General features: G+C 42.5%; 22 protein-coding genes. 10 read left to right on the plus strand and 12 right to left on the minus strand.

Going from position 1 to position 24,401, the window contains the following annotated elements:
• Window positions 1–51 precede the first annotated feature (51 nt).
• Complete coding sequence (locus O4M77_RS06570; protein WP_180053928.1) at window positions 52–1,914, plus strand: ATP-binding protein; 1,863 nt, start codon at window positions 52–54, stop codon at window positions 1,912–1,914.
• An 85-nt stretch (window positions 1,915–1,999) separates the two neighbouring features.
• Here the strand turns inward: O4M77_RS06570 and O4M77_RS06575 are convergent, their stop codons facing one another.
• The 3 genes from O4M77_RS06575 to O4M77_RS06585 are packed head-to-tail and all read right to left on the minus strand — an operon-like array spanning window position 2,000 to window position 4,170.
• Complete coding sequence (locus O4M77_RS06575; RefSeq protein WP_323714035.1) at window positions 2,000–3,169, minus strand: cupin domain-containing protein; 1,170 nt, start codon at window positions 3,167–3,169, stop codon at window positions 2,000–2,002.
• A 24-nt stretch (window positions 3,170–3,193) separates the two neighbouring features.
• A complete protein-coding gene (locus O4M77_RS06580) occupies window positions 3,194–3,787 on the minus strand; it encodes a Maf family protein (RefSeq protein WP_034702599.1) in 594 nt (197 codons plus the stop codon).
• Window positions 3,787–4,170, minus strand: a complete 384-nt coding sequence (locus O4M77_RS06585) for a DUF2237 family protein (RefSeq protein ID WP_034170328.1) — start codon at window positions 4,168–4,170, stop codon at window positions 3,787–3,789. Before O4M77_RS06585 ends, O4M77_RS06580 begins: the two co-directional genes overlap by 1 nt.
• 141 nt (window positions 4,171–4,311) lie before the next feature.
• Here O4M77_RS06585 and O4M77_RS06590 point away from each other — a divergent pair, with 141 nt between their 5' ends.
• From O4M77_RS06590 to O4M77_RS06605, 4 genes are all read left to right on the plus strand, one after another.
• Window positions 4,312–5,499 (plus strand): phosphoglycerate kinase, encoded by a 1,188-nt coding sequence (locus O4M77_RS06590; RefSeq protein WP_034702596.1) that lies wholly within the window; start codon window positions 4,312–4,314, stop codon window positions 5,497–5,499.
• Between the two features lie 149 nt (window positions 5,500–5,648).
• Entirely contained in the window at window positions 5,649–5,927 is a 279-nt protein-coding gene (locus O4M77_RS06595) for a hypothetical protein (protein ID WP_166136611.1), read from the plus strand.
• Between the two features lie 120 nt (window positions 5,928–6,047).
• Window positions 6,048–7,085, plus strand: coding sequence for a class II fructose-bisphosphate aldolase (fba, locus tag O4M77_RS06600; protein ID WP_104426189.1), 1,038 nt, complete (start codon window positions 6,048–6,050; stop codon window positions 7,083–7,085).
• Between the two features lie 85 nt (window positions 7,086–7,170).
• Window positions 7,171–8,025: a DMT family transporter gene (locus tag O4M77_RS06605; RefSeq protein WP_034702593.1), complete on the plus strand. Its 855-nt coding sequence runs from the start codon at window positions 7,171–7,173 to the stop codon at window positions 8,023–8,025.
• Here O4M77_RS06605 and O4M77_RS06610 read toward each other — a convergent pair.
• Window positions 7,988–8,215 (minus strand): hypothetical protein, encoded by a 228-nt coding sequence (locus tag O4M77_RS06610; protein WP_004786112.1) that lies wholly within the window; start codon window positions 8,213–8,215, stop codon window positions 7,988–7,990. The two genes, O4M77_RS06605 and O4M77_RS06610, sit on opposite strands and share 38 nt — an antisense overlap.
• Window positions 8,216–8,322: 107 nt before the next feature.
• Window positions 8,323–8,976, minus strand: a complete 654-nt coding sequence (gene nfsB / locus O4M77_RS06615; RefSeq protein ID WP_166136614.1) for an oxygen-insensitive NAD(P)H nitroreductase — start codon at window positions 8,974–8,976, stop codon at window positions 8,323–8,325.
• 245 nt (window positions 8,977–9,221) lie between these two features.
• On the opposite strand from nfsB, the gene hpaI reads away from it, so the two are divergent.
• The gene (gene hpaI, locus O4M77_RS06620; protein ID WP_125278322.1) at window positions 9,222–10,016 is read left to right on the plus strand and encodes a 4-hydroxy-2-oxoheptanedioate aldolase; all 795 of its coding nucleotides are present in this window, start codon (window positions 9,222–9,224) and stop codon (window positions 10,014–10,016) included.
• Window positions 10,017–10,667: 651 nt separating this feature from the next.
• A complete protein-coding gene (locus O4M77_RS06625; RefSeq protein ID WP_004786100.1) occupies window positions 10,668–10,886 on the plus strand; it encodes a hypothetical protein in 219 nt (72 codons plus the stop codon).
• Between the two features lie 37 nt (window positions 10,887–10,923).
• Here the strand turns inward: O4M77_RS06625 and O4M77_RS06630 are convergent, their stop codons facing one another.
• A complete protein-coding gene (locus tag O4M77_RS06630) occupies window positions 10,924–11,649 on the minus strand; it encodes a UDP-2,3-diacylglucosamine diphosphatase (protein ID WP_180130346.1) in 726 nt (241 codons plus the stop codon).
• Window positions 11,650–11,768: 119 nt separating this feature from the next.
• Window positions 11,769–12,278, minus strand: coding sequence for a peptidylprolyl isomerase (locus O4M77_RS06635; protein WP_004786097.1), 510 nt, complete (start codon window positions 12,276–12,278; stop codon window positions 11,769–11,771).
• A gap of 430 nt (window positions 12,279–12,708) precedes the next feature.
• Between O4M77_RS06635 and O4M77_RS06640 the strand changes: the two genes are divergently transcribed.
• Complete coding sequence (locus tag O4M77_RS06640; RefSeq protein WP_323714036.1) at window positions 12,709–14,436, plus strand: glutamine--tRNA ligase/YqeY domain fusion protein; 1,728 nt, start codon at window positions 12,709–12,711, stop codon at window positions 14,434–14,436.
• A gap of 66 nt (window positions 14,437–14,502) precedes the next feature.
• Complete coding sequence (locus O4M77_RS06645) at window positions 14,503–15,414, plus strand: bestrophin family protein (RefSeq protein WP_166136623.1); 912 nt, start codon at window positions 14,503–14,505, stop codon at window positions 15,412–15,414.
• Between the two features lie 117 nt (window positions 15,415–15,531).
• On the opposite strand, the gene O4M77_RS06650 is transcribed toward O4M77_RS06645, so the two are convergent.
• The 4 genes from O4M77_RS06650 to putA form a co-directional block, all read right to left on the minus strand.
• Entirely contained in the window at window positions 15,532–16,095 is a 564-nt protein-coding gene (locus O4M77_RS06650; protein WP_125278319.1) for a lecithin retinol acyltransferase family protein, read from the minus strand.
• A 382-nt stretch (window positions 16,096–16,477) separates the two neighbouring features.
• Entirely contained in the window at window positions 16,478–16,702 is a 225-nt protein-coding gene (locus tag O4M77_RS06655; RefSeq protein WP_004786091.1) for a hypothetical protein, read from the minus strand.
• Window positions 16,703–16,943: 241 nt separating this feature from the next.
• A complete protein-coding gene (gene trmA, locus O4M77_RS06660; protein ID WP_180053849.1) occupies window positions 16,944–18,026 on the minus strand; it encodes a tRNA (uridine(54)-C5)-methyltransferase TrmA in 1,083 nt (360 codons plus the stop codon).
• Window positions 18,027–18,204: 178 nt separating this feature from the next.
• On the minus strand, window positions 18,205–21,960 hold the full coding sequence (putA, locus tag O4M77_RS06665) for a trifunctional transcriptional regulator/proline dehydrogenase/L-glutamate gamma-semialdehyde dehydrogenase (RefSeq protein ID WP_323714037.1): 3,756 nt from the start codon (window positions 21,958–21,960) through the stop codon (window positions 18,205–18,207).
• Between the two features lie 118 nt (window positions 21,961–22,078).
• Here putA and O4M77_RS06670 point away from each other — a divergent pair, with 118 nt between their 5' ends.
• Window positions 22,079–22,576, plus strand: coding sequence for an Lrp/AsnC ligand binding domain-containing protein (locus O4M77_RS06670; RefSeq protein WP_004786082.1), 498 nt, complete (start codon window positions 22,079–22,081; stop codon window positions 22,574–22,576).
• Window positions 22,577–22,630: 54 nt separating this feature from the next.
• Here the strand turns inward: O4M77_RS06670 and putP are convergent, their stop codons facing one another.
• Entirely contained in the window at window positions 22,631–24,145 is a 1,515-nt protein-coding gene (gene putP / locus O4M77_RS06675; protein WP_323714038.1) for a sodium/proline symporter PutP, read from the minus strand.
• Window positions 24,146–24,401 lie beyond the last annotated feature (256 nt).

Here is a 24,401-nt window from a genome sequence, read left to right on the forward strand (position 1 = left end):
CTGTCTGTTAGCAAGATGTTTGGGCAAAGACTAAGGCTCTTCGCTCTATTAATGATAGGGAGCTGGCTGAGCCTATTCTCTTGCATCAGCTTGGCACAGAATAATTTTCAGATTAACGAGCTTTGTCAGGTGAACATTGAACAGCAACAAAAAGTTCAAGTCCCAAGTCATCTCGAAATTCCGGATGCGGGCTGGCAACCTGTAACATTACCGGATAACTGGAAAAATAACTGGCCGAAATATAATGGGGGTGCCTGGTATAAAATTCGCTGGGGTTGGTCTTGTCAGGACAATATACGTCTCGCTGAACCCATTGTTTTTGGTATTGATTATCTGAACTCTGCTGGAGCTGTTTTCCTGAATGATGATCTGCTGTGGTCGGATCAAAACCTGCAAGAGCCTTTGTCTAAAAGCTGGAATGTACCACGTTACTGGATTTTGCCCATTGCGGGCTTGAAGCAGACAGACAATGAACTGCTGATTTATGTACGAGGCTATAGTTTCCAGGGTGCAGGGCTTGGCAGAATTGAATTTCATAATGTCATGGCCAACGACCAGCATTATTCAAAAAAGATATGGGATCGCCGTACGCTCTTTCAGATCAATATGATTCTATCCGGTACGATTGGAGTCATTAGCCTGATTATCTGGCTATTCCGACATTCAGAAACCACTTTTGGCTGGCTGGCGTTGAGTTCATTATTGTGGATTCTGTTTATCTCCAATGTATTAACCACAGAGAATTTTCCTTTTCCCTCCAGTATATGGGCCGGTAAAGCCAATCTGATTTTCTTTATCCTCTATATGCACTGTTTTTGTCTGTATCTAATTCGGTTCTTGAAGCAGAAATTTCAGCGTTTGGAGCGGGGACTTATCGGGGTGACTGCTTTATTCAGTCTATTCATCATAGTCAGTTCTTTAGATCATTTAGAAGCAGTGCTAAGTGTTGCTTTTGTCTGCTATGTGCTGCTTTATATTAGTTGTGTCATCTATGTTAGCTACTGGGCAATTAAAACTCGAAATGGCGAATATCTGTTTCTGATGCTTTGTCTGTGGGGAATTTTGCTGTGTGTCATTATAGATCTGATCATTCTGGGTCAAACGGCGGTTAGTGAATTCTCACCTTTATCACCTTATACATCACCGATTATTATCCTGTTTGTCGTGCTAATTATGGGGACACGACTGAATCGTAATATTAAAAAAATCGAAAAATTTAATACGCAGCTGGAATCCAAAGTACGGCAAGTCAGTGCAGATCTAAATAAAAGCCTGAGTGATCAGCATAAGCTGGAACTGGATAATGTGCGTTTGCAGGAACGGATTAATCTGTCACATGAACTGCATGATGGACTAGGTGGCTCGATTGTGCGTTCCATGATTCTGGTGGATCAAAGTACCGAAAACATTTCCAATCGACAGTTTTTATCTATGCTGAAGCTGCTTAGGGATGACCTGCGTCAAATCATCGATAGCGGTTCTTCTATTGACAATAAAGTGCCTGAAACGCCAGTGATCTGGATTGCGCCAGTACGTTACCGATTTACTCAATTGCTGGAAGAAATGGATATCGCCGTAGAATGGTCATTTCCTAAAGTCTGGCAGCGTGAACCTACGGCTTTACAATGTCTGACCCTGATCCGTGTGGTAGAAGAAAGCTTGACCAATATTATCAAGCATAGTCAGGCCACAAAAGTGAGTGTGAGTATGGAATATACACAACCACATCAACTGACTTTAAAAATTCAGGACAATGGTATCGGTTTTAATCCGGAGATGGTGCAGAAAAATGGCATGAGCATTGGTATGCGCAGTATGAAAATGCGTATTGAACGCATGGGTGGAATGCTGGATATTCAGTCTGCGAAAGGCGATACTTGCGTACACGTGGTGATGGAACTCTATCAGCCTTAATCATCTCAAAATTATACATACATAAAAAAGGAGGATCATATGATCCTCTTTTTTTTATAGATTTAAATGACCAAGATATAAAAACTTACTCTTCTTCAGCCGGTGGCACTAGCATCAGTACAGAATCATTCAATAGCTCAGCAACATCCTCCAGCATATCTTCATCAGCGAAATCTTCATCCAATAAGACACGCGCACCATCAGCAATCTGCTTCAGTTTTGAAGTAAATGCTTCAGAAATACAGATTCCCTCACCATTGGCCCAGAATAAGGTTTCACCATCTTCTTCTGTATAGAGTAAGCGTGAAGCGGGTTCAAGCATCAGGCTATAGCCCTGATCAAGTGCTTCTTCCAGATCACCTGTACCAATTTCTTCAGCTTCCGGAATATTCTCTTCATATTTTGGTTCTGACATCAGGCTCATGATGGCATCTTCAAGCACATTGGAGTTATGCAACTCCTCCATGATTTTGCCTTTCAGATATTCAAGTTCATTGCCTGTGACTTCACCCGCAGCACTGATATGATCGCGAATGATGTCAGTCAATGGATTGCGTAAGACTTCATTTTCCGAAAATTTATCGCCTACACGGTCCATCATGTCACTGACATTTGGCATACGGAAACCAAAAGAGAAAGTCAGACAGTCATCTTCTGCTACGCCGTAATGAGACAGACCGGGTGGAATATACAGCAAATCACCGGGTGCAAGAACTTCATCAAAATGCACATCCATTTCTGGCAATAATTTTAATGGCTGCCCCGGTACAAGTTCGGTCTCGGCATCACACATTTGCCCCAGTTGCCAGCGGCGATGACCATAGCCTTGAACCAGAAAAACATCATAAAAGTCGAAATGTTGACCGACTGAACCGCCTTGAGGTGCATAAGACACCATGATGTCATCACGACGCCATTGAGGGATAAAGGCAAACTTTTTCCAGAGTTCAGACAGGTCGAAAGAATAGTGATCCACAGCCTGAACCAGTAAAGTCCAAAGCTTAGGCATCTTCTGGAAGTCAGCTTTTAATAAAGGAGATGTCTTGACCGACCACTGATTTGGATCACGATCTTTCTGCTTGATCAGACGTGCAGTGACATTTTCTTCAAGTGCTAGCTCCATCACATCATCAGGCTCTAGCAGGCCTGCGATTTCAGGCATGGCATTACGTACCAGCAGCGGTTTTTTTTGCCAGTATTCGGCAAGGAATTGTTCAGCGGTAATACCGCCTAAAACGTCTAGAGGTAGGGACATAAATAAAGCCTAAAATAAAGGAGATTAAGGAACTAAAATCTTTAGCTCACGAAGAATATTACATAGCTGAATCATTGGCATACCCATCAGGGTAGTTTGATCCTGACCGATCATGGTTTCAAACAGACTAATCCCAAGGCTTTCACATTTAAAACTACCGGCACAATGCAGCGGCTGTTCGATCTCTACATAACGCTCAATTTCCGCTTGAGACAGTTTGCGGAATTTGACTTTGTAATGTTCTACCAGCGTACGTTCAAAACCGGTAGATTTCTGCTGAACGCTGAGCGCTGTACTGAAATACACAATCTTGTCCGAATTGGCCTGCAGCTGGCGAATGGCCTTTTCTATTGTTAAAGGCTTACCCATAAAGATATCTGGTGCGCCTTCACGCCAGGCTACCTGATCAGAACCAATTACAATCGCATCAGGATGTAGCTCAGCGATATGACGAGCTTTTTCAAAAGCCAGGCGTTTGGCTAATTCATCCGCATGATTTTCACCTTGGGGTGATTCATCTATGTCCGGGACGACCGATACGTAATCAAGACGTAGACGGTTCATCAGTTCTTTACGGGTCTGGCTTGAAGAAGCCAAGATGATTTTTGCGGTATTCATTAGACAGCGTATTCTTCTAAAATATGGAGAGGAACGTAAGCAAGGACAGCTTTGTGACAGGCTTGCAGCTTGATCGGTGGCGCTTGTCCAGCTTCATAAGCTTCTACCCAGCGTGTAACGCAGATACACCAGAAATCACCAGGTTGCAGTCCAGGAAATCCCAGTTCTGGTAATGGTGTAATCAGGTCATTGCCCACTTTCTGGGAAAAATTCAGAAATTCAGAGGTCATCTGTGCACAGACAGTGTGCTGTCCCAGATCGGTAGGTGCGGTATGGCAAAAGCCATTACGGAAATACCCAGTAATGGGATCAAAACAACAGCTTGCCAAAGGCTCGCCCAGAACATTAAGACGGTTAAGATTAGGATCAGGATGTATCGACATAGGTACTGAATCTGGAAGAAGCTTTTTTCTATCATAACAAAACTTTGGCATTCATAATGTTTTCTGCAAAAGATGCTAACCTTTTTCTGCATAATCATTTAAAATCGCCTCGTTTTTAATATCTATAAAGAGAGCTCTACAATGAACTTTCAGCGTATGACTGACCTTGACCTGACGGGTAAACGTGTTCTGATCCGTGAAGATTTAAATGTACCGGTTAAAAATGGTGTAATCACTAGCGATGCGCGTCTACGTGCTGCATTACCAACAATTAAAGCTGCAGTAGAAAAGGGCGCGGCTGTCATGGTGTATTCACACCTTGGTCGTCCAGTTGAAGGTGAGCCGAAGGCTGAACAGTCTCTTGCGCCTGTAGCAGCTTATCTGACTGAAGCATTGGGTCAGGAAGTAAAACTTTTCACAGACTATCTGGACGGTGTTGAAGTTCAGCCGGGTCAAGTGGTTTTACTGGAAAACTGCCGCTTCAACGTAGGTGAAAAGAAGAATAATCCTGAACTTGCAGCAAAATATGCAGCACTTTGCGACGTATTTGTGATGGATGCATTTGGTACTGCACACCGTGCAGAAGCATCAACTGAAGGTGTCGCTCGTTTAGCTAAAGTAGCAGCAGCAGGTCCTTTATTGGCAGCTGAACTGGATGCATTGGGTCGTGCATTGAAAACGCCTGAAAAACCAATGGTTGCGATCGTTGCGGGTTCTAAGGTTTCTACCAAGCTTGATGTTTTGACTTCATTGTCTGATATCTGTGATCAATTGATCGTTGGTGGTGGTATCGCAAATACGTTCCTTGCAGCTGCTGGTTACAATGTAGGTAAATCACTGTGTGAAAATGACCTGATCGATACAGCGAAAGCGATTGCAGCAAAAGTTTCAGTTCCGCTTCCAACTGATGTAGTTGTTGCTGATGCATCTGAAATCAACTTTGATGACTTCCTGGGTTCATTAGCTGCAGCGAAAGCGACTGTGAAGAAAGTTGAAGATGTTGCAGACAATGACATGATCCTTGACGTGGGTCCAGAAACTGCAAAAGCATTTGCTGAAATCCTGAAAACGTCTAAAACCATCCTTTGGAATGGTCCAGTCGGCGTATTCGAAGTAGATCAGTTCGGTGAAGGTACTAAAGCACTGTCTTTAGCAATTGCTGAATCTGAAGGCTTCTCGATTGCTGGTGGTGGCGATACTTTAGCTGCAATCGACAAATACGAAGTTGCTGACAAAATTGGCTACATCTCGACTGGTGGCGGTGCATTCCTTGAATTCGTTGAAGGCAAAACACTTCCTGCAGTTGCGGTATTGTTAGAACGTGCTTAATCGCATGTCCTAATGTAAAAAGCTGGCTTGATGCCAGCTTTTTTATTTTTATCGCTTATTTATTCCAGATCTGTTCATCACTGATTCATTAAAGTGCAATAAAGCTGTCATAAGATGCAGACAAAAGAGTATGGAGATGAGATCTTTTGATGAAACAGCACCTCACTTTAGCTGCATTGCTGGCAGCATCTTTTATGTTTACTGCCTGTACCCAGCAGGAAAATACACCAGCCGAGGACGTAGAAAATACAACAGCTGTAAATGAAGAGTTCATTAGTCCGGAACAGCAGGCCGCAATTGATGCAATTGATAAACCGGTTCTGGATGAAAAAAATACAGATGTTCCAGCTGAAATTGCCAATGCACCTGCAGATGCTGCGACTGTAGATCAATCTGTATCAGGCGCTTCCGAGCCTATGACACCATAACTCAGACTATGCAAGTAAAAATCCCTGCTTTTGCAGGGATTTTTTATAAAATATTGTATTTTTTGGCTGTATTGCAATAGTTGAACATGTAGAATATGGCCCATTACCTGGGAGGATATTATGGCTCTTATTTCGATGCGCCAGCTCTTGGATCACGCCGGCGAACATGCTTACGGCGTACCAGCGTTTAACGTAAACAACTTAGAACAAATGCGCGCAATCATGCTCGCAGCAGATGCAACGAATTCACCTGTAATCGTGCAGGCATCTGCAGGTGCTCGCAAATATGCAGGTGCACCATTCTTACGTCACCTTATCTTGGCTGCAGTTGAAGAATGGCCACATATTCCAGTGGTAATGCACCAGGATCATGGTACTAGCCCTGACGTATGTCAACGTTCAATCCAGTTAGGCTTTACTTCAGTCATGATGGACGGCTCACTGGGTGAAGATGGTAAAACACCGACTTCATACGAATACAACGTTGATGTGACTCGCCGTACTGTACAAATGGCACACGCATGTGGCGTTTCAGTAGAAGGTGAAATCGGCTGTCTGGGTAGCCTTGAAACAGGTATGGCAGGCGAAGAAGATGGCGTAGGTGCTGAAGGCGTACTTGACCATTCTCAACTGCTAACTTCAGTTGAAGAAGCTCGTCAATTCGTTGCGGATACCAATGTTGACGCATTAGCTATTGCAGTAGGTACTTCACACGGTGCGTACAAGTTTACTCGTCCACCTACAGGCGATATTCTTGCAATTGACCGCATTAAAGAAATTCATGAAGCACTGCCAAATACTCACCTTGTAATGCATGGTTCTAGCTCTGTGCCACAAGAATGGCTGGCTGTGATTAACCAGTATGGCGGCGACATCAAAGAAACTTATGGTGTTCCTGTTGAACAACTGGTTGAAGCGATCAAACACGGTGTTCGTAAAATCAACATCGATACTGACTTGCGTTTAGCGTCTACAGGTGCAATGCGCCGTATGATGGCTGAAAAACCAAGCGAATTCGATCCACGTAAATTCTTCAGCGCAACTGTAGATGCAATGAAGCAAATCTGTATCGACCGTTATGAAGCATTTGGTACTGCAGGTAATGCAGACAAGATTCGCCCAATCTCTTTAGAGAAAATGGTTGAGCGTTATAAATAATTCCTTGTGAATAATTTATAAGAAGAGCCCACAGCGAATGTGGGCTTTTTTATATTTAAATAAAGATGAAGAATAAGAGCAGCATATGGAACTGATTTTTATTGCAGCATTATGTAGTGTTGCAGTCTCGATACTCTTAAAAATTGCTAAAAATAGAGGCTTGAGCCCCATCCACATGATTAGCTGGAATTATGTTACAGCCAGCGTATTGTGTTTTTTCTGGTTCAAGCCAGACATCCAGCATATTTCCATGAGTCAGACTCCATGGCTACTGATTCTGGCGCTTGGCGTTTTATTGCCGAGCGTATTTCTATTTCTGGCCAAGTCATTACAGACAGCAGGAATCTTAAAAACTGAAATTGCCCAGCGATTATCGGTTGTACTATCACTGGCCGCTGCTTATTTCATTTTTCAGGAACAATTTAACCAGCTCAAGATGCTGGGTATTGTCTTAGGCATAAGTTCCGTACTGTGCATTCTATTCTCACACCGTCAGGCATCAGAAAGCTCCAGGCAGGGAATGTTTTTTCTGGGTCTGGTGTGGTTTGGTTATGCACTGATTGATGTCTTGTTGAAATATACCACCAGCCTTGGTCTACAATTTGCTGTGGCACTGAACTTGATGTTTATCTGCGCCATGATTCTGTCGATGATCTATCTGCTGCTGCAATATCGTCATCTGGGTTCTGGCAAGGATATTGGTTTCGGTCTGTTATTGGGTGCGTTGAACTTTGCCAATATTGCTTTTTACGTCAAAGCACACATGATGCTCAAAGATACGCCAGCGATTGTATTTGCGGGCATGAATATTCTGGTGGTGATTTTTGGTGTGATTGCAGGATTGCTCATCTTTAAAGAACGACTCAAACCTGCAAGTGTGATCGGGTTGATTCTAGGTGTGATTAGTGTTGTTTGCCTAGCATATGCAATGTCTGTTTAACATAGGAAGATGCAAATTCAAGCGGATAACGTAACAGGTCTTCTTTTTCAGCCCGTCCAAGCAATAAGCCTGCCTGTTTGCAGTCTGGACAATGCGGATAACGATGCTGGGCATTAGCATAGTGATGTAAATAGATCTTATCGCAGTGTTTGCATTCGAATTTTAAAGAGCTGGATGGTAAAACAGACATGGGTACCTCTAATTGTTATTCTAGTTGGATGTTTGGAGAATAAAGCAAAAATTAGGCCCGAATTGACAAGAAAAGGGGCACTAGACCCCTTTTATACCATAAAATGCTTACAGTTTGGTGAAAATATCTTCAGCTTGCAGACGAGATTTAGGCAATTTGGCATTGAAATCATTTTCACTGCGATAACCTAAAGTAAGCAGTACTGATGGAATCAGGCCTTGTTCAGCTAACTGTAATTCCTCACTCAGAATGTCTTCATCAAAACCACCGATCGGTGTGGCATCAATACCTTCACTTCCTGCAGCCAGTAAGATCTGTCCCAATGCAATAAAGGTCTGGTTTTCTGCCCAGCGCTGAATATCGCCTTTTTCATTACGATAATAATGTACATAGCCGGTACGGGTATTCTTTTGACCTTCTTTGGCGCTCTCATCTTTAAAACGACCACTGAGATCATCACGATTTAACAGGTTGTCCAGATGTAACTCGTCAATATCGGCTTTGGTACAAAATAAAATAGTATGTGAAGAGTCCAGCACTTTGGGAGCATTGTAGGCATAAGTTCCAACTAGTGCTTTGGCAATACGCTGTTTAGCGGCATCATTGTCGGCAATAAAAAAATGCCAGGGCTGGATATTAATTGAAGATGGCGTCAGGCGTAAGATTTCTAATAAACGTTCAAATTGTTCTGCTGGAACCTTCTTGTTAGGGTCGTAAGCTTTAGTGGTATAACGGGTTTGAGCGATCTTGAGTAAATCCATTGATGGACTCCAATCTTTTGATAAGGCGTTTAGAAATATGCTTTAGGCATCTAGATTTTTCTGATCAAAAGATTATTACAATAAAAACATCATCGGCAAAGTCTATATTTATATAATCTTGAGTGAAATTTTATGAAAAACTAAGAGTTAAATCAGATAAAAAGCAAGCTTTTGTATATTGGCAGTTTCTGGTAACAGGAGTTTAATAAGGACTTCAGGCAATAGCATGCAAGATAGGTGGGCCGATGCAATATACCAATTACTTTAAACGTAAATTAAAGACGCAGCAGCAAATTGGCTTGTGGGTCGGACTGGCTGATGCGTATGGGACAGAAATTGCGGCAAATGCAGGCTATGACTGGCTCTTGATTGATGGTGAGCATGCCCCAAGCGATTTAAGAACAACGCTCTCTCAATTACAGAGTATCGCTGCTTATCCATCTCAAGCTGTAGTACGCCCCCCAATAGGCAGTGTGCAACTGATCAAGCAGTTACTCGATATTGGCGCACAGACCTTATTGATTCCTATGGTAGAAACTGTGGAGCAGGCCGAATTAATGGTCAAAGCAGTCCGTTATCCACCGGAAGGAATTCGTGGTGTGGGTGCTGCGCTGGCACGTGCGACACGCTGGAACAGTATCCCGAATTATTATCAGACTGCTCATGAAAATATCTGTTTGTTAATTCAGATTGAATCGGTGACAGGTCTGGAAAATCTGGATGAAATCCTCAAGATTGAGGGGATTGATGGTGTATTTATTGGGGCGGTAGATCTTTCAGCGACTATGGGTTATCAGGGGAATCCGAACCATCCTGAAGTACAAAAAGCAGTAGTAGACGCTATTCAGCGGATTCGTGCATCAGGTAAGGCTGCTGGGATTTTATCGACGCAGCATGAAGCTACCCAGAAATATCTGGCGCTTGGAACTGAGTTCGTTGCAGTAGGGGTTGATACCAGTGTTCTGATGAATTCGCTTCGTGAACTTTTGGCGAAATATAAACCTGATGCTGAAGTCATCAAGTCAGAAGGCGGTTATTGATTATAAAAATATCAGAGAGTCGTAAATTGTGGTTTCTCAATATTGATTACTTACATAGAAGATATTTTATAAAAGCTCTGATTTGTCAGAGCTTTTTTATTTACTTTAGCTATAGTAGTTTAAAAAATAAGATGGGTGGGATGGTAAAATGAAACCAGAAGAAATTGAAATATTTTTGAGCAGCAAAAACAGATCCATGAGCAAAAAAAGCAACAACGTTATCGTTTAGGGCAACGTATCTTATTCGTTTTCATGGTGATTTATACTTTGTCTACTGGATATCTGACAGTTGTAAACTTTCTTGATTCAGGTGATTTGATCTCTGGCTTTAGTATCATGATGTTGATCGGTGTGTTTTATATGTTGAAATACTTCTTTACTGGACATTTAGATATGCGAAAAAGCATCTGAAAAATACTACTCTTGACATATGTCATTACAATGTAATTTTGCTATTTGGTCAAAAAAGAGTTATAAGATAATTACTTTAAAGCGAATACTGTTTTCGCTGGTTTATTTTTAGCTGATTGTGATACACGAAAGACAGGTTTTCCTGTTAAAAAAACTCTAGCAAACCCAGAAATAAGATTTATTTTTAGTCTATAGCTCTCCTTGTTTAATCACAAAAAGCTCATATTATGAGTGAATATTTTGAAAAATTTAAATACATGGTCTATCGCGACCGCCATTAATGGTTGTGAAATTCAAGTCAAAGTTGTTCCAATGCAACGTCAGCAAAATACCATCAATGGTATGATTATGGTCAATGTGGGCAAGATGATTGAACTTGAAAACGGTGAACAATATCCATTTAATCTGGATGGTAAAAGTTTCTATACTGGTTTTAACCAGTTATACCGTTTAAGTTAAATAAAATATAAGAAGCAACTGTTCGCAGTTGCTTTTTTTATGAGTAATACCAGATTTTTAGCTGAATTTTATGAATATCAATATCAGAGCTATTGAGCTCTAAAATCTCAGCATAATCAGCTTTCCAATCTCCTAAAACAATTCTTTTTTTACCATTTACATCATGGATTGCAGCGCGGTGAGTATGTCCATGAATCAGCACATCTGCTTCTTTGAGTGCTGCTTCTACCGCAGATGGGTTTACATCCATAACCTCATAGCTTTTCAATTGCTGTGCTTCATGGCTTTTCTTGCGGAAACCATTAGCGAGTCTGGCACGGAAACTTAAAGGCATTTTTCTTAAAAAATCTAACATCCAAGGATGACGGATGATTTTTCTGAAACGTTGATAGGACACATCATCGGTACAGAGTGCATCGCCATGTTCGATCCGGTATCGGATCGAACCGATATTTAAACTGGTCATTTCAGGTAAAAGCTGTCCGGAAAATTGATCCAGAAAATCTTGGCCTAAGGCAAAGTCACGGTTACCGATGAGAAAATAGATCTGATTGCCGGCCTGGTTAAACTGTTTTAAAGCACTGACGATTTCATCCAGCCAGGGAGCAGTGTAGTCATCTCCAATCCAGGCATTGAACCAGTCGCCCAAAATATACAGTTGGGTATTTTTATGCTGATAAGCTGCCAATAAATCTAAAAACCCCCGAACGAGTCGAGGGTGATCAGGTGACAAATGTAAATCTGAGATAAACAGATAGGTCACAAATCTTTTCCTTATTTTTTAATCCCTCCCGACCTCCCTCTGCAAAAGAGATGAAAAAAACCATTTTTAAAAATGATGGTTCCCTCCTTTATTAAAGGAGGGTTAGGGAGGATTTAAAATTACTCAGAAATGATTTTTGCAGATTCGATCACAACGTTCTCTAGAGGAACGTCAGCGTGGTAGCCACGGTTACCAGTGCGAACGCCTTTGATTGCATCAACAACGTCCATGCCTTCAACTACTTTACCAAATACGGCATAACCCCAACCTTGAGCAGTTTTACCAGTGTGGTTAAGGAAAGAGTTGTTTTTCACGTTAATGAAGAACTGAGCAGAAGCAGAGTGAGGTGCTTGAGTACGTGCCATTGCAATGGTGCCTACATCGTTGCTTAAACCGTTGTCAGCTTCGTTTTCAATCGCATCACGTGTTGCTTTTTCTTTGAAGTTTTCATCCATGCCGCCGCCCTGGATCATGAAACCATCAATAACGCGGTGGAAAATTACGCCGTCATAAAAACCGTCACGTACATATTGCAAGAAGTTAGCTACTGTTTTAGGTGCTTTTTCAGCGTTTAATTCAAGAACAATACGACCTTTATTGGTGTTTAATTCGACTTGAGGAAAACTCATTGTGTAATCTCCTAATCATGGACTAATGCCATGGTTTTTTCTGAATGAAGGAAGCATAAGCAAACTACAATCGACAAGGCAAGCAAAAACATAATTTTCTTTGTTAAAAACATAAAAATCGTATCTTATTTATGCATTGATTTACAAAGTCATTTCTTCTAGATCATCCGTCTTCATAAAGCTTGTCTGACCCTAAGAGCATGCACTGATCTGCTGGCTCAGTCAAAAGCGGATATTTTACGATTTGGTAAGCTATTGTATTTTCCAATTTGAAAATGAACGAATTGAAATCAAATACCTAAGTTAACGGTTGAGAGATCATTCACCTATAGTTAAACTAAAGAACCTTTATTTAGTGAATACAGTTAGACCGCGTGAGCTACTGCATATTCATTAATCCCTTTTTAACTTTAGAAGTGAATGATTAATCATGAAGCCAAATGATGTTGTGACGTCTCTGCCCGACAACCCGACCCAAAATAAGAATGCAGTCGATTCAGCGCAGCAGCAGGAACAACAACCAGGCTTAGACTTTGTACGCCAGGTGATTACTGACGATCTAGCAGCTGGCCGTACCCAGCAAGTGGTCACCCGTTTCCCGCCTGAACCAAATGGTTATTTGCATATGGGTCATGTTAAAGCGATCTGCTTGAACTTCGGTATTGCTGAAGAATTTGGTGGCCTGTGCAACCTGCGTTTTGATGATACCAACCCCGATGCAGAAGAGCAGGAATATGTGGATGGTATTGCCAATGATGTAAAATGGCTAGGTTTCCAGTGGAATGGTGAACCACGCTATGCATCAAGTTATTTTGACCAGTTATATGCATGGGCAATTCAACTGATTGAACAGGGCGATGCCTATGTGGATCTGCAAACTCCGGAAGAGATCAAGCTGAACCGCGGTAACTTTGTAGAGCCAGGTAAAAACTCGCCACAACGCGATGCGACTGTGGAAGAAAACCTCGAGCGTTTCGAAAAAATGCGCACTGGTGAATATGCTGAAGGCGAAGCGGTATTGCGTGCCAAGATAGATATGAACTCGCCAAATGTGCATATGCGTGATCCGATCCTGTATCGTATTCTGTATTCTGCGCATCACCAAACTGGCGATAAATGGAAAATTTATCCAATGTACGACTATGCGCATCCATTATCAGATGCGATTGAAGGCATTACGCATTCACTTTGTACACTGGAATTCCAGGATCACCGTCCATTCTACGACTGGGTGGTGGAAAAAGTTAAATCGCCATCAGTTCCACGTCAATACGAATCTAGCCGTCTGAATGTTGATTACACCATCACGTCTAAACGTAAGCTGCGCAAGCTGGTTGAAGGCGGTTATGTTAACGGGTGGGATGATCCACGTATGCCGACTGTTGTCGGTATGCGCCGTCGCGGTTTCACGCCTGAAGGTCTGCGTGATTTCTGTAAGCGTGTAGGAGTATCTAAAGTCGATGGCAGTATCGTTGATGTAGCAATGCTTGAATATTGCATCCGTCAATCTTTAGAAAATACTGCAGCTCGCGGTATGGCAGTATTGAATCCACTGAAAGTGACTTTAACCAATTTGCCAGCGGATATGGATCTGACTCATTCACGTCATCCAAACGTAGATATGGGCGAACGTATTATTCCGCTCACTTCAGAAATCTATATCGACCATAAAGACTTTGAAGAAGAGCCACCTAAAGGCTTCAAACGCCTAATTCCGGGCGGTGAAGTGCGTCTTCGTCATGCTTATGTCATCAAATGTGATGAAGTGATTAAAGATGCGAACGGTGAAGTGGTTGAACTGAAATGCTCAATCGATCCTGAAACTTTAGGTAAAAATCCTGAAGGCCGTAAAGTAAAAGGTGTAGTTCACTGGGTATCTGCAACCAAAGGTATTCCTGCCGAAGTTCGCATTTACGATCGTCTGTTCACTGAATCTGATCCAGAAACTGGGGATGACTTCCTGGCGAATCTGAACCCTGAATCATTGAAAGTGGTTCAAGCAGTTATTGAGCCTGCGCTGGCTGAGGCAAAACCGGAAGATCGTTTCCAGTTTGAACGTGAAGGCTATTTCGTAGCGGATCAATATGATCATTCAAGCGACAAACCAGTGTTCAACCGTATTCTAGATTTGAAAGACAGCTTTAAACCTGGCAAATAATTTAAGCTAAATCCCTAAAAAGCCCAACTCCGGTTGGGCTTTTTCAATCGTGGCAGGAAAGAATGAATGATTGTTCGTGATAAAAGTAATAGCTTTAGTCTGCTGTTTGCATGGCATGGCACAATTTTGCCTAAAGTTCTGCCTGCCTTGGGGCTGGTAATTTTTCTTTCAGGCTTGCTGGTCTATCTGCGTCAGGCGCATTTTTTTAGCTTTCCTGCAGTGCCGGCCATAGGCTTTACCATCTTCGGGGTGATTCTGTCGATTTTTCTCAGCTTTCGTAACACCGCCTGTTATGACCGTTGGTGGGAAGGGCGCAAGCTGTGGGGAGCGCTGATTGCTACGACACGTCATTTATGCCGTGATAGCTATGTCCTTGATGATCAGTCACGTGAAATCCTGTTGTATCGAATGATGCTGTTTACTCATTTATTACGTGACCGTTTGAGACAGAAGCAGCAAAGTATTCAGCATTACCAGGCCCACACTAATTTTGAAGTTGCTGCATTTGATCAATTGCCCACGCATATCAATGCATCACAATGGGTACTGGAACAAATCCAGAAAGATTTGGTTCTGCTCTATAAACAAGGCAAGATTACAGACATTATTTATAACAATCTGAATCAGCATACAGTGGCTTTAGGCGATATACAGGCGGGTTGTGACCGGATCCTGTCGACGCCGTTACCATTTTCCTATTCGGTGCTGTTGCATCGTGCTGTTTATTCTTTCTGTTTTATCCTGCCATTTAGTCTGGAAGCCAGTCTTGGTTTATGGACTCCGATTCTAGTCGGCCTGATTGCCTATATGCTGTTAGGGTTAGATGAACTGAGTGCGGAACTGGAAGAGCCTTTTGGATTTCAGGATAATGATCTGCCTTTAGACTCTATTGTAAGATTGATCGAACGTGAAACCCTGAGTTCTTTAGGACAAGAATTACCTGAAGCGATTAAAGCTAAAAAAGCTTATTTAACTTAGGTTTAAACTGATTTTATTGAAAAGCTAATCATTAAATAAATTAAATGAAAATCATCTTATTTTTAAATTATTTTTGAGTGGCTGGCTTAAAAATTTTAAAAGCAAGAAACTATGACCCTAGCGATGTTTTAAATGATTGCCAAGATCTGGGCTATTGTTTTTAACCTGCTCATGTAGCTCACGATATTGCTCTAAACGTTGTTTGGCCTTGTCACGTAGCTTTTTCTTGATATAGAGAGCTAGAGCGAAACAGGTGGTCGTCAAGGTCAGGAAAAGGCTATTCATAAAGCTCATCATGGAGCTGATATAACCGATCGTCGTCAGGCGATTCATCATCTGAATGACTTGTGGGCTGCTTTCTACACCAGTGATTGCCCAGGTACAGAGATGCTCACAATTATTAATAATCAGGTGATAGTTATTTTCATGCATTCTGGAACGCATACGGCGAACCACTTTACGGCCTTTATATTTTGCTGAAGCATAATACTGGATCTGAATCGGTTTGCCATTGCTGAATTTCTCAATTGAGGTGATTTCAATTGGATGCTTCTTAAATAAATGTGCAAAACCAGAATAGTGGATGACACGACCACGCCCGGCATAAATCCCGTGATGAGTATAACCGAAATGTTTAACCATAAGATGCGCACCTATGGGAAACCGTTTAGTTCGCTGCATGTAAAGATTAAGCCATTTAATAACAAGTGTATTTTAAACAGCAAGTGTACTGTTTTTTTGTGAATTAATCGATGTTTTAGGGTTCAATTCTATCCAGAATTCGTTGTCTAGACAGTCATCTTTAAATTTTTCGAACTTTATAAATGCTGTATGTGAACTGATTGAGGCAGATCTTAAACTATAATGTCTAAATAGCCTAAGCAAATATGAAAAGTCATTTATCTGCATATTTGAAAAGAAATAAAGATATAGACACTTAGGTTTAGATAGAAGGAGTAGGTTCCACCTGATTAAAAGCAAAGAAGGGTAGGCAAAAATCCAAATGATAGATATAAAAAAAGCATTTGCGTATGCAAATGCTTTTTATCAAGACCTAAGCTGCTTATTGCAGCGGCAGGTGCTGAAGTTCATTGAGTTCTTTACGGCTATAACCGCGAGAAGCTAGAACTTTTTTGATTCCGATAATGATATCTTCATCAGTTGCTTTAGACAGTGCTTCAAGGAGCTGTTCATTTGTCTTGCAAGAGCAATCATTTTCAACACAAGCAATCTGGTTCTTGTGTTCATTTTGTTGTTCATCTGAAAACAACTTCTGCCAGAAACTCATAGAGCCTTCATACACAACCTAACATAGGGTGAAATATATCCAATTTAATAAATAAAGCAATAGGACCTATGTGATAAAAGCAGCAGTCAGTATTTCAAATTTTCGATTGCAGAAGACATTTTGAACGATATTATTTGATTGAAACAAGATAATTCATGCATAAGTTACTAATTTTATGTATAAAAATGGAGCTAACAAAAGCTCCATTTATGTAACAAAAAAATAAATTGAAACAATATTTTTAGCGTTTTTCCAGCAGTACGCCTGACTCTACATGGTGGGTATAAGGAAACTGGTCGAACAGGGCAAACTTGGTAATTTTATGGGTTTGGGAAAGTTGTTTCAGATTGTCGTGTAATGTGTCCGGATTGCAAGAAATGTAGATGATTCGTTCAAAGCGCTGTAGCAGTTTCAGTGTTTCATCATCGATCCCTGCACGTGGCGGATCAACAAATACCGTATCAAAGTCATAAGTTGACAGATCAATATTGGCTTCTTGCAGACGGCGGAAAGTACGTTCACCATTAAAAGCTTGCGTAAATTCTTCAGCAGATAGACGTGCTACCTGAATATTGTCGATACCGTTCTGTTCGATATTCCATTCAGCTGCATAGACAGATGACTTGGCCAATTCAGTTGCCAATGCACGACGGAAACGGGTAGACAATGGCAGGGTAAAGTTACCATTGCCACAATACAGCTCTAACAGATCTTTGTCAGATTGCTGCGCGGCATTACATGCCCATTCCAGCATTTTCTGGCAGACTTGCGCATTCGGCTGGGTGAAGCTGCTTTCGATCTGTTTGTACTGATATTTACGGTCAAATACAGTGAGTTCTTCTACGACAAACTCATCGCTCAAGACAAATTTCTGGCCACGGCTACGACCAATCAGCTTGATCTTCAATTTTTCAGCCAGTGCTTTAGCTGCAGGTTCCCAGCTTTCATCCAGCTTGCGGTGATAGATCAGGGAAACCAGTACTTCACCTTTTAGTGTTGCCAGGAAATGCACTTCAAATAGGCGGTGGCCCAGAGTTGCATCGGCTTTGAAGGCTTCTAGCAATTGCGGCATTAAGTCATTAATACTGCGGTCAGCCACAGGGAACTCATCAATACGGATCACTTTCTTGTTATTGTTCTGATCACGTTCAAACATGGCATAGAACAGGTCATCTTCAGTATGCCAGATCCGGAATTCAGCACGCATGCGATAGTACTGTTCAGGCGACTCAAATACTTCAAGGGCAGGTGGTTGATATTCGGCAAATTGCGCGCTAATGCGTTCAACTTTGGCATCCAGTTGTTGCTGATAAGATGAGGTCATATGCAGTAAAAAATCGCAAATATTTTGAAAGCCAAGATGGTAGCAAAAATTTGCTGTTCTGCCTAAGACTATTCAGGGAAACAGGCTTGAAAAGCTGTTAAAAAAGGCCAAATCTTCAAAGGGGAGAGATTTGGCCATAAGAGGAAAGGGATTAAAATAATTTAAGTACTAAAGCTGTTTATAGGCCTGACATGGTCATGAGACTGGCATTGCCACCTGCAGCTGCGGTATTGATACTGATTGCACGTTCAATCACGAAACGCTCCACTGGAATATCATAATTACCGGAACTTAGGTGCGTGATACCTACAATAGCTCCTTGTCGTCTTGCAATACGTTGCTGCAAATCCATCAATGCAGTGGTCTCGCCATGATGCAGTACAGCCTCAAAATCACCTGATTCAATATCTTTGATAACTTTAATAGCTTTCACCATACTCGCGGGCATGCTTTGCAGATACTTGAGTATAAAAGTATTGTCTGCCAGTACAGCTGGGCGGCTACCCACCGATAAAATTGCCAAGATTTGCTGAATCTGATCTACGTCATTGTCTGCTAGAGAGAGCACACTCTCACGCGGCAAGATCATGTACTGATTCTCTTCACCCGTTGGACCTTGCAGGCTAAAGCTATGTCTCGTTGCAATCTGAGCTGGAGCCTTCAACGAAATGCTTGAGAAAGTCTTGTTTACCCAAGCCTTAAAGTCCTGCATTACCGGATTTTCAAGGGAAACTTGGGCAGGCTGCATTGCATAAGGCTGAGCCAGCTTCTTCTCAGACACCTGATGCATTAAACGGTAGATATAAAGTGGACCCCCGGCTTTAGGACCAGTTCCAGACAGGCCTTCTCCGCCAAAGGGCTGTACACCCACTACAGCACCGACAATATTGCGGTTGATATACAGGTTGCCGACGTGCGCTTTTGAAATCACGGTCTGCATGGTTTCATCGATTCGGGTATGTAGTCCCATGGTCAGGCCATAACCTTTGCTGTTGATCTGATCCAATAACTGTGACAGTTCACCAGCTTTATAGCTAATCAGATGCAACACTGGACCAAAGACTTCACGTTCTAGATCATTCAAATTCGGCAGTTCAATCAAGGTCGGTGGAATAAAAGTCCCTTGAGCCAGATCAGAAGCATCTTGATTAAACATCAGCTGATGAACTTGATGACCTTTACTGCGCATCTGATCAATATGTTTCTGGATATTCTGCTGTGCTTCGGCATCAATCACTGGACCAATATCGGTTTTGAGTAGAACCGGATTGCCGACACGTAGCTGTTGCATGGCTCCTTGTAGCATCTTACGCACAGTATCTAGATTGTCTTCCTGCACACAGAGCACACGCAGGGCAGAACAGCGTTGACCGGCACTATCAAAGGCTGAGTTAACTACATCCAGTACAACCTGTTCGGTGAGTGCTGATGAATCTACGATCATGGCATTTTGACCGCCAGTTTCGGCAATTAAAGTGACGCTTTCGCCAAACTGATTCAGGCGTGCTGCGACAGTTTTTTGCAGAATCTTCGCTACTTCGGTTGAACCGGTAAACATGATGCCCTGGATGCGTGAATCTTGGCTGAGTTGAGCACCAATAGTTTCACCACGACCCGGCAAGAGTTGCAAGACATCCTGAGGAATACCAGCTTCCCAGAGTATCTGCACAGCTTGAGCGGCAATCAATGGAGTCTGTTCAGCCGACTTGGCAATCACGGTATTACCAGCAACCAATGCCGCCGAAATCTGTCCGGTAAAGATCGCTAACGGGAAGTTCCAAGGACTAATGCAGAGTACAGTTCCTAAAGGCTGAATATGTACATCATTAGACAGGTCCAGCATCTGGCCAGCATAGTAGCGTAGGAAGTCAATCGCTTCACGGACTTCCGCAATCGCATTTGCATAAGTTTTACCGGCTTCACGAGACAGTAGAACCATCAGTGGTAACAGACGTTCCTGCATCAGGTCAGCGGCTTTATTGAGACAGGCAGCACGTTCATTCTTTGGCAAGTTGCTCCAGAAACTTTGTGCATTTACGGCCTGAGTCAGGGCTATTTCAGCCTGTTCAGTCGTTGCTTCATATACAGTACCCACCACATCCTGATGCTGGGCTGGATTGATAACCTGTATAGCATTGCTAGTATCTAGTTCTGAAAATGCAGTACCCATTGCAGCAGCCTGGAATTGGCTATTCGCCAAGTCAGTTGCAACTTCATTTAAGGCTTGCAGGTCTGCGTCATTGGCCAGATCCAAACCAGACGAATTTGATCGTAAAGTACCATATAAATCTTTTGGGTAAGGGATTTGCGGATGTTTAGCACCTAAGGCATTTTCCTGTTGAGCTGCTTTTAAAATGGTTTGACGCGGATTTTCAATCAGGTCTTCGACTTTTAAATTCTTGTCGGCAATGCGATTCACGAAAGAGGTATTCGCGCCATTTTCCAGTAGTCGACGCACTAGATAAGCTAACAGGGTTTCATGGTTCCCGACCGGTGCATAGATCCGGCATGGAATACCAAGTTTACCAGCCGCTTTATCACCTACCACATTTTCATATAGCGGTTCACCCATGCCATGCAGACATTGGAATTCGTATTGACCGGCATAATAGCGGTCTGGATTAGCGAGCTGATAAATCGTGGCAACAGTCTGCGCATTATGTGTCGCAAATTGTGGGTAAATATAGTCCGGCTCTGCCAGTAGTTTACGTGCGCAGGCAATATAGGATAGGTCAGTATGCACTTTACGGGTAAATACCGGATAATCAGACATACCTTCGATCTGGGCTTTCTTGATCTCGCTATCCCAATACGCACCTTTCACCAGACGAATCATCAGGCGTTTCTGGCTGCGTTTAGCCAGATCAATGATGTAATCCACGACATAGAAGCAGCGTTTCTGGTAGGCCTGAATCACAAAACCAATGCCTTTCCAGTTATCGAGTTCAGGTTCAAAACACAAGCGTTCTAAAAGCTCTAGGGAAATTTCCAGACGCTCAGTTTCTTCGGCATCAATATTCAGGCCGATATTATAGTTTTTCGCCAGAACTGCCAGATTCAGTACCTTGCTATACAGTTCATCATTCACACGATCCATTTGTGAACGTTGATAACGTGGATGCAGTGCAGACAGTTTGATGGAAATACCGGGACCGTTATAAACATCCTTATCTGTTGATGCCTTGCCGATAGCATGAATGGCGTCATGATAGTCCTGATAATAACGCTCCGCATCTGGATCGGTCAGCGCTGCTTCACCAAGCATGTCATAAGAATATTGGAAACCTTTATCTTCTAGTCGTTCTGCATTTTTCAGGGCTTCATCAATGGTTTCGCCAGTGACAAACTGCTCACCCATCATGCGCATTGCGACGTCCACCGCTTTACGGATGATGCCACGGCCACTACGTGCTAAAAGACCGGTTAATAAACTCGACAAGCTTTTCTGCTGTGGTGTTTCCATCAGCTTTCCAGTGAGCATCAAACCCCAGGCTGCAGCATTCACGAACATCAGTTGGCTTTGGCCGAGATGTTCTTTCCAGTTGCCCTGATTGATCTTGTCGCGGATCAGCAGGTCACGGGTTGCTGTATCTGGAATACGCAGTAAGGCTTCTGCCAGACACATCAAGGCAATCCCTTCCTGAGAAGAGAGCGAAAATTCCTGAAGCAGTCCTTGTACGATACCGGCTTTACCACCAGAGCCTTTACGCTCGCGTAGGGAATGTGCCAGATCAAAAGCCAGGCACTGAATTTTATCTGTCAGTTCTGAAGAAATTTCACTATGTTCCAGCAGCGTTTCCATGCACTCGGACTCGGCACGTCGCCATGCGGTATTGATGCGCTGTTCATATTGGTTTTTATCCTTAAATTCAGCAATGTAATTCGATTGCTTCACTGCATTCGAGTGCGAATTCGGGCGTATTGTGGTGGACATAGTGACTTCCTGTACTGCGTCAATCGGTTCTTTGAGTTGAATGAGTTTTAATCTATAATCCCAAAATAATTGACGAATATCTCACTATAGTTTGTATCATTTTTAGAGAATAATTCTAATGAATAGCCCATATTTAAGCCTTGACCGAATAGATATTCGCATCCTTGATTTGCTGCAGTCTGAATCGAAAATTTCCAATATTAAACTGGCAGAGATGGTGAATCTTTCACCAACTGCGGTACTGGCGCGTGTACAAAAACTGACTAAGGAGGGATTTATTCTCGGTTATGAAGCGCGACTTAATCCAATTATGCTGAATAACGGTTTTGTGGTCTTTGTCGAAATTCTGCTGGATAAAACCACACCGAATGTGTTGGAAGAATTTTCCGAGGCGGTACAGCATATTCCCGATATCGTGGAATGTCATATGATTAGTGGAGGCTTTGATTTTGTGGTGAAAATCCGCTGTGCCAATATGGATGAATTCCGAAAAATCTCCGGTGATATTTTGTGGCAATTACCGGGGGTAAAAGAAACCCGTAGTTATCCAGTAATGGAAGTGATCAAGGAAACCCAGCAGATCAAGCTGAAAATGCCGGCTAAAGCTAAGGTATAAATTCAGACAAAACAAAAGGGACACGAAGTCCCTTTTTAATTTAAAATAGAAAGATTATTTATTCATTTCAGCCATTTCTTTCTGATATTCGGCTTTTGCCAGTTCAAAACGATTAACGACATCGTGACTTGGCGCTTTATCCAACAGACTCACAATTACAATGCTCAGCACTGCCAGAATAAAACCTGGAATAATCTCATATAGACCGGTATCACCCATATAATTTTTCCAGGCAATTACGGTTACAGCACCGACAACCATTCCGACAATCGCGCCGTTGAGGGTCATGCGTTTCCAGAACAGTGAGAAAATGATCAGTGGACCAAAGGCAGCACCAAAGCCAGCCCAGGCATAAGCCACCAGACCTAGAACTTTACTGTTTGGATTGATGGCCAAGGAGATTGCAATCAAGGCAATCACAATCACCATGCCACGACCCACCCAGATCAGTTCTTTTTGTGAAGCATTTTTACGCAGGAAGCCTTTGTATAAATCTTCAGTCAGGGTAGTCGAGCAGACCAGTAACTGACAGCTCAATGTACTCATAATCGCAGCCAGAATTGCCGCTAATATGATGCCTGCAATCCAAGGGTTAAACAGGATTTTGGTCAATTCCATAAACACGGTTTCAGGATTCTGGTTGACGATTGCAGCAGCAGGAAGGTCAGGATTTGCTGCAAAATAAGCAATCCCGATATAGCCCGCCGACATTGCACCCACCAGACACAGAATCATCCAGGTCATGCCGATCCGGCGTGCAGTAGGAATAGTTTTGACCGAATCTGCCGCCATAAAGCGCACCAGAATATGTGGCTGACCAAAATAGCCTAAGCCCCAAGCCAAGCTAGAAATAATCGCGACAAAACTTAGGCCTTCCAGCATATTGGATGCATGTGGACGGGCAGTTTCCAGCAGGGTGCCCACCTGTTGAGCGTTATCACCCAATGCCAGATAGGTAATGATGGGTGTAATAAGCAACGCAAAGATCATTAAGCCAGCCTGAAAGGTATCGGTCCAACTGATTGCCAGGAAGCCGCCAATACACACATACAGAATCGTGGCCACTGCACCGAGCCAAAGTGCTGTCGTGTAATCCCAGCCAAACAGGCTTTCGAACAGACGCGCACCTGCGACCATGCCGGAAGCACAGTAAATTGCAAAGAACACCAGAATCACAATGGCTGATAGTAAGCGTAAGATTCGTTTCTTATCCGCAAAACGGCTGGTGAAATAATCAGGCAGGGTCAGAGCATTGTTCTGAAATTCAGTATGGGCACGCAGACGGCCAGCTACCAGTAACCAGTTCAGCCAGGCGCCAATAATCAGGCCAATCGCAATCCAGACTTCTGACAGACCGGAAAAATAGATGGCTCCGGGTAAGCCCATCAGCAGCCAGCCACTCATGTCGGATGCACCTGCGGAAAGCGCAGTCACTACACTGCCCAGACTTCGCCCACCCAGAATATATTCATCAAAATTGGACGTCGCACGATAGGCATATAAACCGATCCCAATCATGGCGACGATATAAAACATAAAAGTAATCAGTGTTGGGTTAAGCGAGCTCATAGGCAGAGTATCCTTAAATTTTAAACATCATCATCCGGGATGATTTTTGAACTGCATTCACAGGGCAGTGATTCAAACATGGTTTAAAAATTACACTCTGTAACAGTTGAGCAGCTTTTGTGTATATTTTATGTAAATTAAGAATTTTCTCATATAAATGAAGAATTAGTAGAGGGTTATAAAATACAAAGTTACACATGGTTTTGAAGAAAAATAAATAATTTTAATAAACAGTTAAATTCATTGAACTTTTGTA

This window comes from Acinetobacter sp. YWS30-1 (assembly GCF_033558715.1).
Classification (GTDB): Bacteria; Pseudomonadota; Gammaproteobacteria; order Pseudomonadales; family Moraxellaceae; genus Acinetobacter.

What these genes read in the sequence shown, in the direction of transcription:
- O4M77_RS06585 (WP_034170328.1), bottom strand. Translation starts at nt 4,170, where the DNA reads ATGTCGATACATCCTGATCCTAATCTTAACCGTCTTAATGTTCTGGGC.
- O4M77_RS06645 (WP_166136623.1), top strand. Translation starts at nt 14,503, where the DNA reads ATGATTGTTCGTGATAAAAGTAATAGCTTTAGTCTGCTGTTTGCATGG.
- fba (WP_104426189.1), top strand. Translation starts at nt 6,048, where the DNA reads ATGGCTCTTATTTCGATGCGCCAGCTCTTGGATCACGCCGGCGAACAT.
- O4M77_RS06595 (WP_166136611.1), top strand. Translation starts at nt 5,649, where the DNA reads ATGAAACAGCACCTCACTTTAGCTGCATTGCTGGCAGCATCTTTTATG.
- O4M77_RS06610 (WP_004786112.1), bottom strand. Translation starts at nt 8,215, where the DNA reads ATGTCTGTTTTACCATCCAGCTCTTTAAAATTCGAATGCAAACACTGC.
- O4M77_RS06635 (WP_004786097.1), bottom strand. Translation starts at nt 12,278, where the DNA reads ATGAGTTTTCCTCAAGTCGAATTAAACACCAATAAAGGTCGTATTGTT.
- O4M77_RS06575 (WP_323714035.1), bottom strand. Translation starts at nt 3,169, where the DNA reads ATGTCCCTACCTCTAGACGTTTTAGGCGGTATTACCGCTGAACAATTC.
- O4M77_RS06570 (WP_180053928.1), top strand. Translation starts at nt 52, where the DNA reads ATGATAGGGAGCTGGCTGAGCCTATTCTCTTGCATCAGCTTGGCACAG.
- O4M77_RS06650 (WP_125278319.1), bottom strand. Translation starts at nt 16,095, where the DNA reads ATGCAGCGAACTAAACGGTTTCCCATAGGTGCGCATCTTATGGTTAAA.
- nfsB (WP_166136614.1), bottom strand. Translation starts at nt 8,976, where the DNA reads ATGGATTTACTCAAGATCGCTCAAACCCGTTATACCACTAAAGCTTAC.
- O4M77_RS06655 (WP_004786091.1), bottom strand. Translation starts at nt 16,702, where the DNA reads ATGAGTTTCTGGCAGAAGTTGTTTTCAGATGAACAACAAAATGAACAC.
- O4M77_RS06640 (WP_323714036.1), top strand. Translation starts at nt 12,709, where the DNA reads ATGAAGCCAAATGATGTTGTGACGTCTCTGCCCGACAACCCGACCCAA.
- putP (WP_323714038.1), bottom strand. Translation starts at nt 24,145, where the DNA reads ATGAGCTCGCTTAACCCAACACTGATTACTTTTATGTTTTATATCGTC.
- trmA (WP_180053849.1), bottom strand. Translation starts at nt 18,026, where the DNA reads ATGACCTCATCTTATCAGCAACAACTGGATGCCAAAGTTGAACGCATT.
- O4M77_RS06670 (WP_004786082.1), top strand. Translation starts at nt 22,079, where the DNA reads ATGAATAGCCCATATTTAAGCCTTGACCGAATAGATATTCGCATCCTT.
- O4M77_RS06580 (WP_034702599.1), bottom strand. Translation starts at nt 3,787, where the DNA reads ATGAATACCGCAAAAATCATCTTGGCTTCTTCAAGCCAGACCCGTAAA.
- putA (WP_323714037.1), bottom strand. Translation starts at nt 21,960, where the DNA reads ATGTCCACCACAATACGCCCGAATTCGCACTCGAATGCAGTGAAGCAA.
- O4M77_RS06590 (WP_034702596.1), top strand. Translation starts at nt 4,312, where the DNA reads ATGAACTTTCAGCGTATGACTGACCTTGACCTGACGGGTAAACGTGTT.
- hpaI (WP_125278322.1), top strand. Translation starts at nt 9,222, where the DNA reads ATGCAATATACCAATTACTTTAAACGTAAATTAAAGACGCAGCAGCAA.
- O4M77_RS06605 (WP_034702593.1), top strand. Translation starts at nt 7,171, where the DNA reads ATGGAACTGATTTTTATTGCAGCATTATGTAGTGTTGCAGTCTCGATA.